Below are 15,373 nucleotides of genomic sequence, written 5' to 3' on the forward strand. Positions count from 1 at the left end.
GGCACCCCCCGCGCCTGGCTCTTCCGCCCCGGCCGGTCCGGCATGCCACCCGGCCGGGGCGGGTGGCGCCCCGCGATCCCGGCCCCGTCCGGCGCGCCGGGGCGCACGATGGTGGGCAGGAGCGGCGAGGAGGTGGCGATGGTCCGGTGGAGCTGGTTCCGGCAGGCCGCCGGCCGGCTCCGGCGGCGCTGGCCGCAGGTGGCCGAGGCCACCGTGGCCGCCACGGTGGCCTGGGTGCTGGCCAGCCGGCTGGTCGGGCACCCGGAACCGTTCTTCGCCCCGACCACGGCGCTGACCGTCCTCGGTCAGGCCCGGGGGCACCGCCGGCGCCGGGCGGTGGAGGTGGTGCTCGGCGTGGCCGGCGGGGTGCTCGTCGGCGACGTGGTGGTGCAGGCCCTCGGTCCCGGCCGGAGCTGGACGGTCCTCGTCGTCGTCCTGCTCACCATCGTCCTGGCGGTGGCGGTCGGGGCGAGCAGCGTCCTGGTGACGCAGGCCGCCATCTCCGCGCTCTACCTCGTGGTGGTCGCCCCGCCCACGGAGACGTGGGTGCCGCTGCGGTTCGTCGACGCGCTGATCGGCGGCGCGGTGGCCCTCGTCGCCAGTCAGCTCGTCGGCACCCGGCACCCCCTCGCCCCGCTCTCCGCCGAGTTCCGGCGGACCTTCGGGGAGCTGGCCGACGTGCTGCGCGCGGTCGCCGACGCGCTCGACGGGCGCGACCACGCCGCCGCCCGGGCCGCCCTGGACCGGGCCCGGGGCATGGACGCGGCCGTGGGTCGGCTGCGCGCCGGGGTCGACGCCGCAGGGGAGGCGCTGACCCTGCACGTACGCCGCCGCCAGTCGGGTCGGCTGCGCTCCATCGGCGCCTCCCTCGGCCAGGTCGACCACGCGGTGCGCGACGTGCGGGTCCTGGCCCGGGCCGGGGTGACCCTCACCCGGCTGCCCGATCCGCCGCCCGCCGGCCTCGGTGGGGCGCTGCGCAGCCTCGCCGACGCCGTGCACGCCGCCGGGGAGGTCTTCGCCGCCGACCTCGACTGCCGGGACGACGACGCCGCCGAGCATGCCGGCCGCGCCGAGGCGGCGGCCCTCGCGGCGGTACGGGACGCGGGGCGGCTGTTCACCCCCGGGCGGCCCCTGCCGCTGGCGATGATCGTCGGATCGGTGCGGATCGCCGTCATCGACCTGCTCACCGGCGTCGGGGTCGACGACGGCCGCGTCCTCGGCCGGGTGGACGAGGCCCTCGGCCTGCCGGCGGTGTGACCCGGGGCCGGCTGACAGGCGGCGGGCGTCAGCCAACCCCTCGGCGGTGCGGGCGGCGGCGGGCGTCGGTCCACCCCTCGGCGGGGCCGGCGGCGGGCGTCAGCCGGCTCCCGGCGGCGTAGCGCCGGTGTTCAGCCAGTCGACCGCACGGCGGCGCAGTTCGTCGGGCACCTCGTGCCCGCCGTCGAACTCCGCGTAGTCCACCCGGTATCCGAGGGCGTGCAGCCGGGGCACCAGGCGGCGGCTGCACACGTCCACCGGCAGCACCCGGTCGGCGGCGCCGTGCGAGACGAAGATCCGGGGGCGGCCGTGGGCGACCAGGGGCGCGGCGAACCCGGGGGAGAAGGCCAGCACCGCGCCGACCAGGTCGCCGTTGGTCAGGCCCAGGGAGAGCGCGTACGAGGCCCCGTCGGAGAACCCGCCGAACGTCACGTCGGCCACGGGGTACCCGGCGAAGACGCCCGCGAGCAGCCCGTCGACGCGGCCCACGTCCGGCCCGAACCCCTCGCCGATCAGGTCCCAGGTCGAGGAGACCGCCTGCGGGGCGACGAGCAGCAGGCGGTGCGCGTCGGCCAGCGGCAGCAGCAGGTCCAGCGCCTGCCGGGCCGAGCCACCGGCCCCGTGCAGCAGCACCACCACCCGGTACGGCCGGTCGTCGGCGTCGTCCGGGGCGTACAGCAGGGCGGTCTGCTCGCCGTCGGGGCCGGTCACCGGCGCGAGCCCCCGGCGGCCCCGGGCGGTCGGCGCGGCGGGGCGGGCGGCGAGCCGCCCGTGCCGGTGGTCCTGCGCCGGCTCCGGGTGCGCCCCGGCGGGCTCGGTCATGTCGTCACCGCCCTCGCGTCGGCCGCCTCCGGGCCGGCGGTTACCCGGCCCGCCGCCCGGTTAACCCGGCCCACATCGCGGTAAGGGGCGGGGCCAGGACTGGTGCTGTCGCCCCGGGGTGTCCAATGATGAGCGGAAGTCACCGATCGGAAGGGGACGCCGCCTGATGAGCAGCACCGATGCTCCACCCGTGGGCCGGAGCGCCGGGCCGCAGGCCGGGCGGGTCCTGGCCGCCCGCAACGGCGTGGCGGTCGTGTTCACCCTCAACGGGGTCGCCATCGCCTCCTGGTTCTCCCGGGTGCCGGCCGTCCGCGAGGCGCTGGACCTCGACGCGGGGCGGCTCGGTCTGCTGCTGCTCGCCATGTCGGTGGGCTCGCTGCTGGCGATGCCGACGGCCGGGCTGGTCGCCCAGCGCCTCGGCGCGGCCCGGGCGGTGGCCGTCGGCGCCGCGCTGGTCTCGGCCGGGATGATCGTGGCCGGAGTCTGCGCCGGGTCGGTCGGCTTCCTGCCCGGGGTCGCCGTCGGCCTGTTCGCCTTCGGCTACGGCACCGGCACCTGCGACGTGGCGATGAACATCGAGGGCACGGTCGTCGAGCGGCGGTTGGGGCGCACCATCCTGCCCCGCTTCCACGCGGCCTGGAGCCTCGGCTCGGTGGCCGGGGCGGGTCTCGGCGCGGGCGCGGCGCGGATCGGGGTGCCCGTCGCCGCGCACCTGACCGCGCTCGCCGTGGTGGTGCTCGTCGGCACGCTGATCGGCGTCCGCTTCTTCCTCCCGCCGGCCGCAGGCACGCCGGCCGGGGGCGCGGCGGGCCGGGAGGGCGCCGCCGCCCGGCGCGGGGCGCTGCTGGCCGCCTGGCGGGAGCCGCGCACCCTGCTCGTCGGCCTGCTGGTGCTGGTGATGGCGTTCACGGAGGGCAGCGCCAACGACTGGCTCGCGGTGGCGTTCGTCGACGGGTACGGGCTCAGCGAGGCGGCCGGCGCGGTCGTGTTCGGGGTCTTCGTGGTCGGCATGACCGTCGGGCGCACCGTCGGCACGGTGGCCATCGACCGCTGGGGCCGGGTGCCGGTGCTGCTCGGCACCGTCGTGCTCGCCGGGGTGGGATCGGCCCTCGCGGTCCTGGCCGGCTCCGGGCCGGTCGCGATCGTCGGCGTGGCGCTGTGGGGGCTGGGCGCGTCGCTCGGCTTCCCGGTGGGGCTCAGCGCCGCCGCCGACGGCGACGAGGAGAGCGCGCCGGCCCGGGTCAGCGTCGTCGGTGTGATCGGCTACTCCGCGTTCCTCGCCGGCCCGCCGCTGCTCGGCCTGCTCGGCAACCACGTGGGCGTCCTGCGCGCGCTGCTCGTGGTGCCGTTGCTGCTGCTGCCCGCGCTCGCCCTGATTCCGGCGACCCGGCCGCCGGCCGCCGGCCGCTGACCACCTGACGGGCGACGCGCCGCCGGTCGGGCGCGGGGCGGCGGGCGGCGGCGGGGCAGCGGGCGGCCAGGTTCCTCCCATCCGGCGTCCAGCGTGTTGCCAGGCGGGGGTGCTCCACTGGAGGTACGCCGAGGAGAGGAGCCGGGCATGGGCTGGTTCAGCCGCCGTCGGCGCGCCGCCGACGCCACCCCGACGAAGCTCGACCGCGAGGCGACGCCCGCCGACCTCGCCGCCCTGGAGCAGTTCGTGACGAGCCGCCGGGGCGTGGAGTTCTACCTGGAGCCGGAGACCACCGCGACCGACACCACCGTCATGGCGATCGCCGACGACGGGGAGTGGATCCGGCGGCGCACCGGCTCGCCCCGGGCCGCCGCGAAGATCGCCCGGCGGCACGCGGTGCCGCTGTACGAGGCGGCCCGCACCGGATACCCGGAGCGGATGCGGGCCTGGAACCGGGCCCACCCGGAGCGCCGGGCGCGCTGAGCGGGAGCCGCCGGGTCACCCGGCCAGGGCGCGGGTCAGCGCGTAGCCGAGCGACGCCGCGCCGAGCCCGGCGAGCACGCTGGTCACCGCGTTGGCGGCCGCCCACCACCAGGCACCGTCGCGGGCCAGGCGCAGCGTCTCGTACCCGAAGGTGGAGTACGTGGTGAGCGCGCCGCAGAAGCCGGTGGCGAGCAGCGCCCGCACCGCCGGCCCGACCGGAGCGGCGACCAGCGCCCCGAGCACCAGCGAGCCGAGCACGTTCACGACCAGCGTGCCCCACGGGAACGACGAGGCGTGCCGGGCCTGCACGGCCCGGTCGGTGAGGTAGCGCAGCGGCGCGCCGACGGCCGCGCCGAGGGCGATCAGCAGGACGGTCACCGCGCCCCCCGGCCGCCGTCGCCCGCCGGGGGGACGGCGTCGGCGCGGGCGGCGCGGCGCAGCAGCCGGCCGGCGGCGGCGTCGCCGACCCACACCGCGACCAGCGCCGCCACCAGGGTCGCGGCGAGGTACGCCAGCGCGGTGCCCGGCGCCCCGCCGACCGCCGCCTGGTGCGCGTCCACCACGTACGTGGAGAAGGTGGTGAACCCGCCGAGCACGCCCACGCCGAGGAAGGGCCGGGTGAGCGGGCGGGTCCGGCCGGCGCCGACCACCGCCATCAGCGCCCCGATCAGCAGGCATCCGGTCACGTTGACGCCGAGGGTCGCCCACGGGAACCCGGTCGGCCGGTGCGGGAACGCCGCCTGGACGCCCGCCCGGGCCAGCGCGCCGAGCGCGCCCCCGGCGGCGACGACGCCGAGCACGGCCGCCGGGTGCGCCCGCAGTTCGCCACGGTCGCCGCGCACGCGTAGGTCGACGTCGGGGTCGACGCGGCGCGGGGTCGGTCCTGTCACCTCGTCCTCCCGCCGCACGTCCGGCACCGAAAGGGAACGGGGGTCGTTTGCCCGGCCACCCCGGGCCGGCGGCCCGCCCGCTCCCGCCGGCCAGCCTATCGCCGGGCCGGGCGCCCTCCCGCACCACGGCGCGACCGCCGCCGCCTGCCGGGGGAGCCGTCAGCGCAGCGCCACGACCGCCGCGTCGGTGCCGCCCCGCCAGAGGGTGCCGGCCTCGGTGAAGCCGGCGGCGGTCAGCGCGTCGAGGTGCCAGGACGCGGGCGGGCACCATTCGGGGCTGTGCCCGGTCGGGTAGATCTCCTGGCGGCGCTTCACCAGCGGGCCGAGCGCCGGGTCCGCGCCGGCCCGGTCCCACCAGTCCGACCAGGAGAGGGCGGCCCCGGCGGCGTACCGGGCGGCGCGCCGCGCGCGGGCCCGGGCGGCCAGCCGCTCGGTCAGCGTGGGCAGCGCGTCGTCGGGCATGTGGTCGGCGTTGACGAGCATCCCGCCGGGGCGCAGCAGTTCGCGGACCTCGGCGTAGAGGCCGGCGAGCCGGTCGGCCGGCAGCCAGTGCAGGGCGGTGGCGGTCAGCACCGCGTCGTACTCGCGGTGCGGCAGCCGGTCCCGCCAGTCCGGTCGGGCCAGGTCGGCGGCGAGCACGGTGGCCCGGTCGCCCAGCGACGCGCCGGCCAGGGCGAGCAGGGCCGGGTCCAGGTCGACCAGGGTCACCCGGGCCCTGGGGAAGCGGGCGAGGGCGCGCAGCGAGATGGTGCCGCTTCCCCCGGCGAGGTCGAGCAGGCGGGGCGCGTCCCCGTCGACGACCGCGTCGACGGCGTCGAGCATGGCGGTGAGGCGTTCCTCCCGGTCGGGCAGGAACGCCTCCTGCTGCCGGTCCCAGCTCTCCTGCCAGGCCGCCGCCGTCGCGGGGGTGAGGTCGGCCGCCGTCTCGATTAGGTAAGGAGTCATAGGCGGAAGAGTAGTTACACGAGCGCCCCGAGGTCCAGAAGTTATTGCAAAATATTGGCAACTGCATGATGATGGCAGGGCGATGATCTGCCGGGCGACCGGCAACGGCGCCCCCGGCGGGAGTGGGCCGACCACTCCCGCCGGGGGCACCGCCATCACGCATTTGCCCTGTTCGGCCTGGTTTCGAGCCCTCTGGGGCGGGGCGCATCCCCGGCGACGGCACCCGTCGAAGAGGGGGCCCGCGATGGCGGAGACCAGCACGTCGACCGACCCGCACCCAGCCGGCGACGTCGGCGCCACCCGCGAGGCCCGGCGCGCGGCCGGCCCGCCGCTGCGCAAGCCGCGCTGGCCCAAGGCGTACGCCTTCGGTCTGGTCACCGGGGCGCTCTTCCTCTTCTCCTGGATCGGGCAGTTCCTCTTCCAGATGACGGTGGAGAGCAACGAGGCGAGCCAGCACGGCCAGCGCTTCTCCTGGGCCGAGTTCCTGCCGCAGTTCCTCTCCAGCACCTTCGAGAACTGGCAGTCCGAGTTCCTCCAGTTGATCTGGCAGGCGGCCGGGCTTGCCCTCTTCTACTACTGGGGCTCCTCCCAGTCGCGCGAGTCCGACGAGCGCATCGAGGCCAAGCTGGACGCGCTGCTGCGCGAGCGTCGGCTCGACCCCGAGAACCCCTGACCCACCCCGCAGCCCCGGGTCAGCCGACCGGGGCCGGCCGGGCGACCGGCCGTCCGGCGAGCCCGCCGAGCAGCGCGCCCAGGAGGGCGGCGAGGGTGACCACGCCGGTGTACACCTCCGGCGTCCACCCGACCCCCTCGGTCAGCGCCAGCCCCGTCAGGTGGCCGGCGACGACCAGACCGGCGAGGAGCGCCCCGGCGACCGGCAGCCGCAGCGCGGCATCCGACCCGCGCACCGCGTCAAGGCGGAGCAGCAACGCGTCGGCGAGGCCGGCGCCGCAGACCGCGCCGAGCGCGGCCCACACCTGCGGCGTCGGGAACTCGTACATCGCCATGTCGAACAGCGCCACCCCGGCGACCAGGGCGGCACCCGTGCCCGGGACCGCCCGCCGCCGGTGCGCGAGGAGGAACGGCCCGACCAGCACCAGCGTGGTGAGCAGGTACGCGTCGACGCCCAGCACCGCCGCCTGCTGTGCCCCCGGGCCGCCGATCGCCCGCGTCGGCGCGAGGGTCAGCAACGCCGACGCGTAGGTGAGCAGGATCGACGGCGCCATCACGCCGAGGGTCAGGGACGCGACGCCCGTCGCCGACCGGAGCCCGCCCTGGCCGCTGGCCCACCACGACCGCAGCGGGCTGGTCACGAGCAGCACCGCCGAGGCGTCGAGCAGCAGGTGGCTCGGGCTGAACGAGGCGTCCAGACCGACCTCGACGCCCAGCGTCTCGTGCCACGTCAGGTCGGCCAGGCCGGCGAGCAGGAAGCCCACCGCGCCGACCGCGCCGACGCCGTAGCCGGCCGGCCAGCCGTCGCGCCACCACCGGGGCGCGTCGCCGCGCCGCTGGTACGCCAGCCAGAACGTCCACGCCGCCGTCGCGGCGAAACCGGCGTAGAGCAGGCCGTGCCACGGCGTGAAGAAGCCCTCGATGGTCTCGATCACGTTGCTGTGCGCCCAGCCGTCCGAGATCGCCCCCGCCGTCAGGCACGCGCCGAACAGGACGGTGACGAGGTCCTCCCGGCGACTGGCCGGTCGGATCCGGGGGCCGGTCGCGGGGGCGGCCGGGGACGCCTCGCGGCGGACTCCGCTGCTGGTCATCGATGGTCCTTTCGCAGGCGGCAACTCGTCGTCATTGTGCGACTCCGTGACGTCACCGCCGGGGAGCGTGGCCCGGCGAGTCCGGGCGCGCCGCGTCGACGACGCAGGCGTCGTACCCCTGCGGCAGGATCGCGGGATGTCCCAGATCGCCTTGTTCCACTCCGTCTACGGCCTGCGTCCCGCCGTATCGGCCGCCGCCGACCGGCTGCGCGCCGCCGGGCACCGGGTCGTCACCCCCGACCTGTACGGCGAGCCCGCCGCCGACACCGTCGACGAGGGTTTCGCCCTGCTCGACCGGATCGGCAAGCGGGCCGTGCTCGACCGGGCCCGCGCGGCGGTGGCCGACCTGCCGCCCGACACGGTGCTGGCCGGCTTCTCGTTCGGTGTCTGGGTCGCCGCCGAGTTGCTCGCCGAGCGCCCCGACGCCGCCGCCCTGCTCCTGCTGCACGGCATCGCCGGCACGCCCGGGTCGGTCCGCCCGGGGCTGCCGGTCCACCTGCACCTCGCCGACCCCGACCCGTACGAGCCGCAGGACGAGGTCGAGGCGTGGCAGCGGGCGATGGCGGCCGCCGGCGCGGCCCTCACCGTGCACCGGTACCCGGGCTCGGGGCACCTGTTCACCGACCCCGACGTGCCCGACCACGACCCGGCGGCGGCCGAGCTGACCTGGCAGCGGGTGCTGGCCTTCCTCGACGGCCGCTGACGCCGCCCTCAGGCCGCCACGGCCAGCGGGCTCGGTTCCTCGGTGCCCCGCCTCCGGCCCGTCCCCGGCCGCGCGCCGGTGCGGCCGGGGTCCAGCGGGCGCGGCATCCGCACCACGTTGCCGGCCGGGGGGCCCTCCGTTCCGCCGAGGTGGTTTCGCCGCTGTCCGGGGAGGCGGTTGCCGCCCGGCCCGGCGGGGCGGTCGCGGTGCGGCGCGGACAGGCGGTCGCGTGGTTCGGCGGGACGGTCGCGGTGCCCTCCGGGCGGCCAGGCCGCCGCGACGCCGGCCCCGGCGGGCACGGCGAGCACAGCGGGCACGGCCACGAGACCGCCCCGGCCCCGGCCACCCGCCGTCGGGCCGCCGTCGCCGATGCCCGCCCGCCCGGCCCCGATGCCCGTCGCCTCGGCTGCGCCGGCCGTCCGCTCGACCCCGAAGCTCGTCCGCTCGGCCCCGAAGCTCGTCCGCTCGGCCCCGAAGCTCGTCCGCTCGGCCCCGATGCCCGCCGGCTCGGCCCCGACGGCCGTCGGCTGGGCCTCGCCGCCCGCCCGCTCGGTCTCGACGACCGTGGCCTCGGTGTCGGCGGCCGTCGGTTCGGTCCCGACGGCCGGGGTGCGCGCGCGTCCGGACGCAGCGTGCGGGGCCGCCACGACCGGACGTGGCGCGCTCCGCCGGGCGGTCACGCAGGGGGCGTCGCCGCCCGGGCCGGCGGCCGACGCGGCGGCGGGGGCCTCCGCCGGGCGCGTCCGCTCGGCCGGTCGCCGCGGGCCGTGCCCGTCGGCCAGGCCCGCCCGGCGGGCGATGTCGGCCCGGGTCGATCGGGGCAGCCGGTCCCCGGCGACCGCGCGTAGCGCCGGATCGGCGACGTCGTACCCGCCCCGGCACGCGCGGCGCAGCAGCCCGGCCCCGGCGAGCCGGCGCAGGATCGGCTCGGCCCGGCCGGGCGTCCAGTCGAGCGCCCGGTCCACCGTCGCGGCGTCGACCGCCGGGCCCAGCGCGGCGACCACCATCGTCGCGGCGCGCCCCGCGCCGTCGCAGGCGTCCAGCCGCGCCCCGACGGCCGCGCGCACCCGCTCCGGCAGCCCCGCCGCCGGGTCCGCCCCGTCGGCGAGCCGCCGCACGTACGCCTCGGCGTGGCCGGGCACGCCGCCGACCAGGGGCAACAGCCGGGCCGCCAGCGCCGCCGGCAGCCCGGCCCGGGTCAGCAGGCCCCGCAGCAGGCGGCCGGCCTCCACGGCGGCCAGCGGCGGCAGCGGCACGTCGACGCGCCGGTCGCCGGGCGCGGGCCGGGTGTCGGCCCACTCGGGACGGTGGGTCGCCACCACCGCCAGCGGCAGCCCCAGGGCGGCGGCCGAGGTGAACAGGGTGCGCAGGAACCGGTGCGTCGCCGGGGCGGCGCGGTCCAGGTCGTCCACGGCCAGCACCACCGGCTCCCGCTCGGCCAGGCGCAGCAGCACCCGCTGCCAGACCACCGCCCCGGCCGGGAACGAGCCGTCGAGCAGCCCCTCCAACGCGACGACCGTGGCCGGCACCCGGGCCGGGGCGACCAGGCCGTCGAGCGCCGCCAGCAGCCCCCGACGTACCGCCGCCGGGCAGTCCCCGGCGCGCAGGCCCGCGAACGCGCGCAGCAGGTCGGCGGCGGGCCCCGACGGCTGCTCCGGGCGCGGGGGGCAGGCGGCCACGCACCAGCGCACCGGCACCCCGTCGACGGCGTCGACCGCCCGGCGCAGCTCGTGCAGCGACCGGCTGCGCCCGCTGCCGGACTGCCCGACCAGGGACACCCAGCGCGGCCTGCGCTCGCGTACTGCCCGCAGGAGCAGGTCCCGCGCGGTGGCGAGCTGGCGGCGGCGGCCGACCAGCCGACCGTGGTGACCGGCCGGCTCGGGGCGGGTCGGGCCGGTCGCGACCGCCACGTCCATCGGCAGCGGCTTGCCGGCGACGGTCAGCGGGGGCAGCGTCCGGTGGGCGATCAGGCCGGCGGTGGCGCGGCGGGTGGCCGCGCAGACGACCACCCCGCCGGGCGGGGCGTGCTCCTGGAGGCGCGCGGCGGCGGTGATCACCGCGCCGCTGGCCATGCCGTGCGCGCCGTCGCGGATCGCCGCGACGTCCACCAGCGCCTCGCCGGTGGCCACCCCGACCCGGGTACGCAGGCTCGCCACGCCGGGCAGCGCCCGCCCGTCCAGGACCCGCTGGACCTCCAGCCCCGCCCGCACCGCCCGGTACGCGTCGAAGCCGTCGGACTCGCGGGCCCCGAACAGCGCCATGACCGCGTCGCCGACGTACTTCTCCACCACGCCGCCCCAGCGGGTCACCACCCCGGCGACCGTGTCGAAGTAGGCGCGTTGCAGGGCGCGGACCTCCTCCGGGTCCAGCCGCTCGACCAGCCCGGTCGAGCCGACGATGTCGGCGAAGAGGACGCTGACCCTCCGCCGCTCCTCGACCACCGGCCAGTCGGCCGGAGCCGAGAGCCGGGCTCCCGTGACGCTCGTGGACATGGGCATCGCACCTGCCTTTCCCCCGCCTGATGCCTGACGACCTCAGGAGACTCCCACCACCGGGCCTACGGGGGATCGGCAGAACGACGTATGTCGGCCACCCGCAACCTTTAGTCGCAATGTCGACGCGAGGCGTACCAGTCGGCCCGAAGACCCGTAGAACGGTCCGGGAACCTGTGGCTAGGCTGCGAGCCATGGCCAGCGATGTGGACCGCGCACCGCTCGTCGGCCGCGCCGAGCAGCTCGCGACGCTGCGGTCGGCGCTTCTCGACGACGTCGGGCCGGGGCAGACCGCGGCGGTGTTCGTCACGGGCGAGAGCGGTGTGGGCAAGACCCGGCTGCTGCGGGAGGCGGGCCAGCGGCTGCGGGCCGGCGGCGCGCTGGTGCTGACCGGGGCGTGCCTCGACATCGGCGACGCCTCCCCGCTGCATCCGCTGCTGCAGGCGTTGCGCCGGTTCGACGCCGAGCTGGCCGCCTCGCACGCGCGCACCTCGTCGGCCGTGGGCGGGCTGCTGCGGATGTTCGCCGAGGAGACGGCCGGTCCCGACGGGGCCGGGGCCCTGCTGGAGCGGGTCTCCCGGGGGCTGCACCTGATCGCCGAGGGCCGCCCGCTGGTGCTCGTGCTCGACGACCTGCAGTGGGTCGACCGAAGCACCCGCCAGTTGCTGCTCTACCTCTTGGCGGGCCTGGGTGACCTCCAGTTGTCCGTGCTCGCGGCGGTGCGGGCGGAGTCGTTGCAGGGCGCGCACCCGCTGCGGCGCGTGCTGACGGAGCTGCGCCGGCTGCGGTCGGTGCGGGTGCTGGACCTGGCCCCGCTGGGCCGGGCGGACACCGAGCGGCTGGCGACGGAGATCGTCGGTGGGCCGCTGGCGCCGGAGGCGGCGGAGTCGGTGTGGCAGCGCAGCGGCGGCAACCCGTTCGTCGTGGAGGAGCTGGCCCGGGACGTGCGCGACGGCCGGGACGGGGTGTCGGACACCGTGCGGGAGGTGTTCCTGTCCCGGGTGGACGCGCTGCCCGAGCCGGCGCACGCGGTGGTGCACGCCGTGGCGGTCGGGGTGGAGCCGGTGGCGCACTGGCTGCTGGCGGAGGTGACCCGGCTGCCGGAGGAGGAGCTGCTCGACGCGGTCCGCGCGGCGGTGGCCCACCGGCTGCTCGTCGGCGACGACGACGGGTACCGGCTGCGGCACCGGCTGGTCGCCGAGGTGCTGGCCCACGAGCTGCTGCCGGCCGAACGGGCGGCGCTGCACCGCCGGTACGCCGAGGCGCTGACCTCGGCCCCCGCGGAGCTGCACCACGCCCGGCTGGCGCACCACTGGCGGCTGGCCGGCGAGCCCGGCCTGGCCCTGCCGGCGGCGGTGGCCGCCGCGCGGGAGGCGGAGCGGCTGCACGGGTACGCCGAGGCGCACCGGCACTGGTCGGCGGCCCTGCAACTGGCCGCCGCCCCGGCCACCGGCTCGTCGGCGGCCGCCGGCCCGCTCGACGTCGACCGCGCGGAGCTGCTGCGCAACGCCGCCGAGGCGGCCCACCACTGCGGCGAGCACGCCCGCGCCCTGACCCTGGTGGAGGAGCTGGCCGCCCGCCCCGACGCCCTCACGGCCTGCGCCCTGCACATCCAGCGCGCCCGCTACCTGGCCGCCGCCGGGCGCTCCGCGCCCGCCGAGGCCGAGTACCGGCGGGCCCTCGCGGCGGCCGACTGCTCGCCCCGGGAACGGGCCACCGCCGCCGCGCACCTGGCGGAGCTGCTGCTGCACCTGGGTCGGTACGCCGATGCCGGTAACGTCGCCCGGGAGGCCCTGACGCTGGCCGCCGAGGTCGAGGGGTCGGTCTCCGAGGTGGTGCTGGCCAGCATGGCGCTGGGGTTCAGCGAGGCGTACCTGGAGGACCCGGACGCCGGGCTGGCGGTCATGCGGGAGGCCCTCGACACCGCCGAGCGGGCCGGCCGGCCCGAGGACGTGGCGTGCGCGTACCTGCACCTGGCGGAGCTGCTCACCGGCCCGCTGAACATCCTGGAGGAGGGGGTCGTGGTGGCCCGCCGGGGCGCGGAGCGGGTCGCCGAGCTGGGGCTGGGCCGCACGTACGAGACCCGGCTGCTGGCCATCGCCACGAACGGGCTGTTCCGGGTGGGGCAGTGGGCGGAGGCGGAGAAGGTGGTCGCGGCGGCGCTGCGGCACCGGCCCTCCGGGGCGGACGCCGTGGAGCTGCTGCTGGCCCGCTGCCGGCTCTCCGTCGGCTACGGCGACGTCGTCGCCGCCGACCGGGACCTGGAGGCGGTGGCCACCGTACTGGCCGGCGGGGGCGCCCGGCACGTCATCCCGATGCTCACCCTGCGCTCCGGCCTGGCGATGTGGCAGGGGCGGCACGACCTGGCCCGGCAGGCCGTGCAGCGGGGCCTGACGGAGAGCCGCTCCGACGACGTGGGCATCCTCGCCGCCCTGGTCTGGCACGGGCTGCGCGCCGAGGCCGAGGCCCACGCCTCACGCGCCGTGCCGGTGGACGCCACGGCGGTGCGCCGGCTGCGCGAGGTGGCCGAGCGGGTGGCCCGCAAGAGCGAGCACGCCGCCCGGCCGGTGCGGGACGTGGTCGACGGGTTCCTGACGCTGTGCGAGGCGGAGGTCAGCCGCCTCGACCGCAGCGACCCGCAGCTGTGGGCCCGCTCGGTGGCCGAGTGGGACCGCCGCAACCACCCCTACCCGGAGGCGTACTCGCGGCTGCGCCAAGCCGAGGCGCTGCTGGCCCGGCGCAGCCGCACGGCGACCGCCGGCAGGTTGCTGCGCGAGTCGTACCGGATCGCGCAGGCGCTCGGGGCGGAGCCGCTGAGCGCCGAGATCCGCACCCTCGCCTCCCGGGCGCGGGTGTCGCTCGGCGAGCGGGGCGGGTCGGCCGAGGGGCGGCCGGCGACCGGGGGCGGGTCGGCCGGCGACGAGCTGGCAGCGCTCACCGCCCGGGAGCGCGAGGTGCTCGAGGCGGTCGCCGAGGGGCTGACCAACAGGGAGATCGGCCAGCGGCTGTTCATCAGCGAGCGCACCATCGGCGTGCACGTCTCGCACATCTTCGACAAGCTCCAGGTCCGCACCCGCGTGCAGGCCAGCGCGATCTTCCTGCGCAGCCGCGCCGAGTAGCCACCGACGTACGTCGGCCCCACTTATACGTCGTTCTACTGATCCGCGACGCGGGCCGCTGTTGAGAGGCTGTGGCCCGATGTCGGCGGCACGGGGATGCCCTGGAGCACAGTGGAGGAGACGATGGGTGAACCGGTCTGGGGCCCGGTGCAGGAGGACATCGTCGGCCTGCTGAACGACCACCCGGCGGACGTGCCGGCGGTCGTCGACCACCTCACCAAGCTCCAGGACATGCTGGTCCGGCTGCCTCCGCTGGAGCGGAGCTGCCCCCTGGCGGACTTCAACGAGCTGTACCTGACCATCACCATGAGCGTGCTCGACGGCCTCTACGACGACCGCTTCGCCGACCCGGTCTTCCTGGCCCGGCTCGACGTGGAGTTCGCCGCCCGGTACTTCGACGCGCTGCGGTACTGGACGGAGTCCAGCCCGAGCACCCCGAGGGCGTGGTCGTGCCTGTTCAGGCGGATGCGGGGGCCGGACGCCCGGCCGCTGCCCTCGGCCGCCGCCGGGGTGAACGCGCACATCAACTACGACCTGCCGTTCGCGCTGGTGACCACGCTGGAGAGCCTGGAGTCCGAGCCGGTCGACAACACCGACCAGCACCGCGACTACCTGGAGATCAACCGGATCTTCGCCGAGCGGATCCCGGAGCTGCGTCGCGGCTACCTGGACAACTGGCAGCTCATGATCGACATGCTCAACGGCGACATCGACGACTGGTACCAGGGCGAACTCGTGGAGTACACGCGGAACGTCGCCTGGCGCAACGCCCAGAAGATCTGGCGCTGCCGGCACGACCCGGAGGCCCGTGAGTGTGAGCGCGAGCGGCTGGACGGCAACGCCGCCGCGCTCGGCCGGCTGCTGCTGTCGCCCCTCGGGGCGTTCCTGCAGTAGTCGGAACGGGGGGTCCCCGCGCTACCGGGGGGAGCGCGGGGACATCCCCCTGTCCGGAATCGGACGGTGCGGTCGCCGGCCATGGAGCGGCCCACGCCGGGTGGGGACGTGGGCCGGGATGCCGGGCGGTCGACCTACTTGGACGGCTCGGGCAGCTCGCAGTCGACCTTCGGGTTCGCGCCGAGGTAGTTGAGCGGCCCGGCCACGATGGTCACCAGGATGGTGCCCGCCTCCGCACAGTTGGCGTCGTCGCCCTTGTAGTAGCCGCGCTGGCCGGCGGCGATCGCGCCGATGACCAGCCAGATGACAAGAATGATTCCGAAGATCGACGGGCCGCGCCGCATGGCTTCCTCCGGGGTCGTGGTGGGCCGGGCTGAGCCCCGTTGTACCCAGGCGCCACGATCGGCTAACCGTCACGACGGGCGAGCCGGTCGCGGGTTGTCCGACTTCGGTCAGTCGACGGGCGCGGCCCTCCGCATCCGAGGTGGATCGCGACGCGGGTTCGCCATGTCTGGCCCGGCGGTATGACGCGGCGTTGTCATGTCTCGCCCGGCGGTATGACGCGGCGTCGTCATGTCGCCGACACGGCGGTAT

The 15,373-nt window shown here is 77.3% G+C and carries 14 protein-coding genes; 7 read left to right on the forward strand and 7 right to left on the reverse strand.

The window, feature by feature from the left end:
• Nucleotides 1-108: 108 nt before the first annotated feature.
• On the forward strand, nt 109-1,257 hold the full coding sequence (locus LPU43_RS16995) for an FUSC family protein (protein ID WP_229401428.1): 1,149 nt from the start codon (nt 109-111) through the stop codon (nt 1,255-1,257).
• A gap of 99 nt (nt 1,258-1,356) precedes the next feature.
• On the opposite strand, the gene LPU43_RS17000 is transcribed toward LPU43_RS16995, so the two are convergent.
• Nucleotides 1,357-2,079 (reverse strand): alpha/beta hydrolase, encoded by a 723-nt coding sequence (locus LPU43_RS17000; RefSeq protein WP_229401429.1) that lies wholly within the window; start codon nt 2,077-2,079, stop codon nt 1,357-1,359.
• 166 nt (nt 2,080-2,245) lie between these two features.
• Between LPU43_RS17000 and LPU43_RS17005 the strand changes: the two genes are divergently transcribed.
• Both LPU43_RS17005 and LPU43_RS17010 read left to right on the forward strand, forming a co-directional pair.
• Nucleotides 2,246-3,490, forward strand: coding sequence for an MFS transporter (locus LPU43_RS17005; RefSeq protein WP_229401430.1), 1,245 nt, complete (start codon nt 2,246-2,248; stop codon nt 3,488-3,490).
• Between the two features lie 147 nt (nt 3,491-3,637).
• Nucleotides 3,638-3,973, forward strand: a complete 336-nt coding sequence (locus LPU43_RS17010) for a hypothetical protein (protein WP_229401431.1) — start codon at nt 3,638-3,640, stop codon at nt 3,971-3,973.
• Between the two features lie 15 nt (nt 3,974-3,988).
• On the opposite strand, the gene crcB is transcribed toward LPU43_RS17010, so the two are convergent.
• From crcB to LPU43_RS17025, 3 genes are all read right to left on the reverse strand, one after another.
• Nucleotides 3,989-4,351, reverse strand: a complete 363-nt coding sequence (gene crcB / locus LPU43_RS17015; protein ID WP_229401432.1) for a fluoride efflux transporter CrcB — start codon at nt 4,349-4,351, stop codon at nt 3,989-3,991.
• Entirely contained in the window at nt 4,348-4,863 is a 516-nt protein-coding gene (locus LPU43_RS17020; RefSeq protein ID WP_229401433.1) for a FluC/FEX family fluoride channel, read from the reverse strand. Before LPU43_RS17020 ends, crcB begins: the two co-directional genes overlap by 4 nt.
• Before the next feature lie 159 nt (nt 4,864-5,022).
• Entirely contained in the window at nt 5,023-5,808 is a 786-nt protein-coding gene (locus tag LPU43_RS17025) for a class I SAM-dependent methyltransferase (protein ID WP_229401434.1), read from the reverse strand.
• A 244-nt stretch (nt 5,809-6,052) separates the two neighbouring features.
• On the opposite strand from LPU43_RS17025, the gene LPU43_RS17030 reads away from it, so the two are divergent.
• On the forward strand, nt 6,053-6,481 hold the full coding sequence (locus LPU43_RS17030) for a DUF6766 family protein (protein WP_229401435.1): 429 nt from the start codon (nt 6,053-6,055) through the stop codon (nt 6,479-6,481).
• A 19-nt stretch (nt 6,482-6,500) separates the two neighbouring features.
• On the opposite strand, the gene LPU43_RS17035 is transcribed toward LPU43_RS17030, so the two are convergent.
• A complete protein-coding gene (locus LPU43_RS17035) occupies nt 6,501-7,571 on the reverse strand; it encodes a hypothetical protein (protein WP_229401436.1) in 1,071 nt (356 codons plus the stop codon).
• A gap of 136 nt (nt 7,572-7,707) precedes the next feature.
• On the opposite strand from LPU43_RS17035, the gene LPU43_RS17040 reads away from it, so the two are divergent.
• On the forward strand, nt 7,708-8,274 hold the full coding sequence (locus LPU43_RS17040) for a dienelactone hydrolase family protein (RefSeq protein WP_229401437.1): 567 nt from the start codon (nt 7,708-7,710) through the stop codon (nt 8,272-8,274).
• Between the two features lie 8 nt (nt 8,275-8,282).
• Here LPU43_RS17040 and LPU43_RS17045 read toward each other — a convergent pair whose 3' ends face one another.
• Complete coding sequence (locus LPU43_RS17045) at nt 8,283-10,766, reverse strand: adenylate/guanylate cyclase domain-containing protein (RefSeq protein WP_229401438.1); 2,484 nt, start codon at nt 10,764-10,766, stop codon at nt 8,283-8,285.
• Between the two features lie 194 nt (nt 10,767-10,960).
• On the opposite strand from LPU43_RS17045, the gene LPU43_RS17050 reads away from it, so the two are divergent.
• Both LPU43_RS17050 and LPU43_RS17055 read left to right on the forward strand, forming a co-directional pair.
• Entirely contained in the window at nt 10,961-13,885 is a 2,925-nt protein-coding gene (locus LPU43_RS17050; protein WP_229401439.1) for a helix-turn-helix transcriptional regulator, read from the forward strand.
• Nucleotides 13,886-14,008: 123 nt separating this feature from the next.
• Complete coding sequence (locus LPU43_RS17055) at nt 14,009-14,779, forward strand: DUF5995 family protein (RefSeq protein ID WP_229401440.1); 771 nt, start codon at nt 14,009-14,011, stop codon at nt 14,777-14,779.
• A 134-nt stretch (nt 14,780-14,913) separates the two neighbouring features.
• On the opposite strand, the gene LPU43_RS17060 is transcribed toward LPU43_RS17055, so the two are convergent.
• Nucleotides 14,914-15,123, reverse strand: a complete 210-nt coding sequence (locus tag LPU43_RS17060) for a hypothetical protein (protein ID WP_229401441.1) — start codon at nt 15,121-15,123, stop codon at nt 14,914-14,916.
• Between the last annotated feature and the right edge of the window lie 250 nt (nt 15,124-15,373).

Source organism: Micromonospora okii (genome assembly GCF_020884795.1).
GTDB lineage: Bacteria > Actinomycetota > Actinomycetes > Mycobacteriales > Micromonosporaceae > Micromonospora > Micromonospora okii.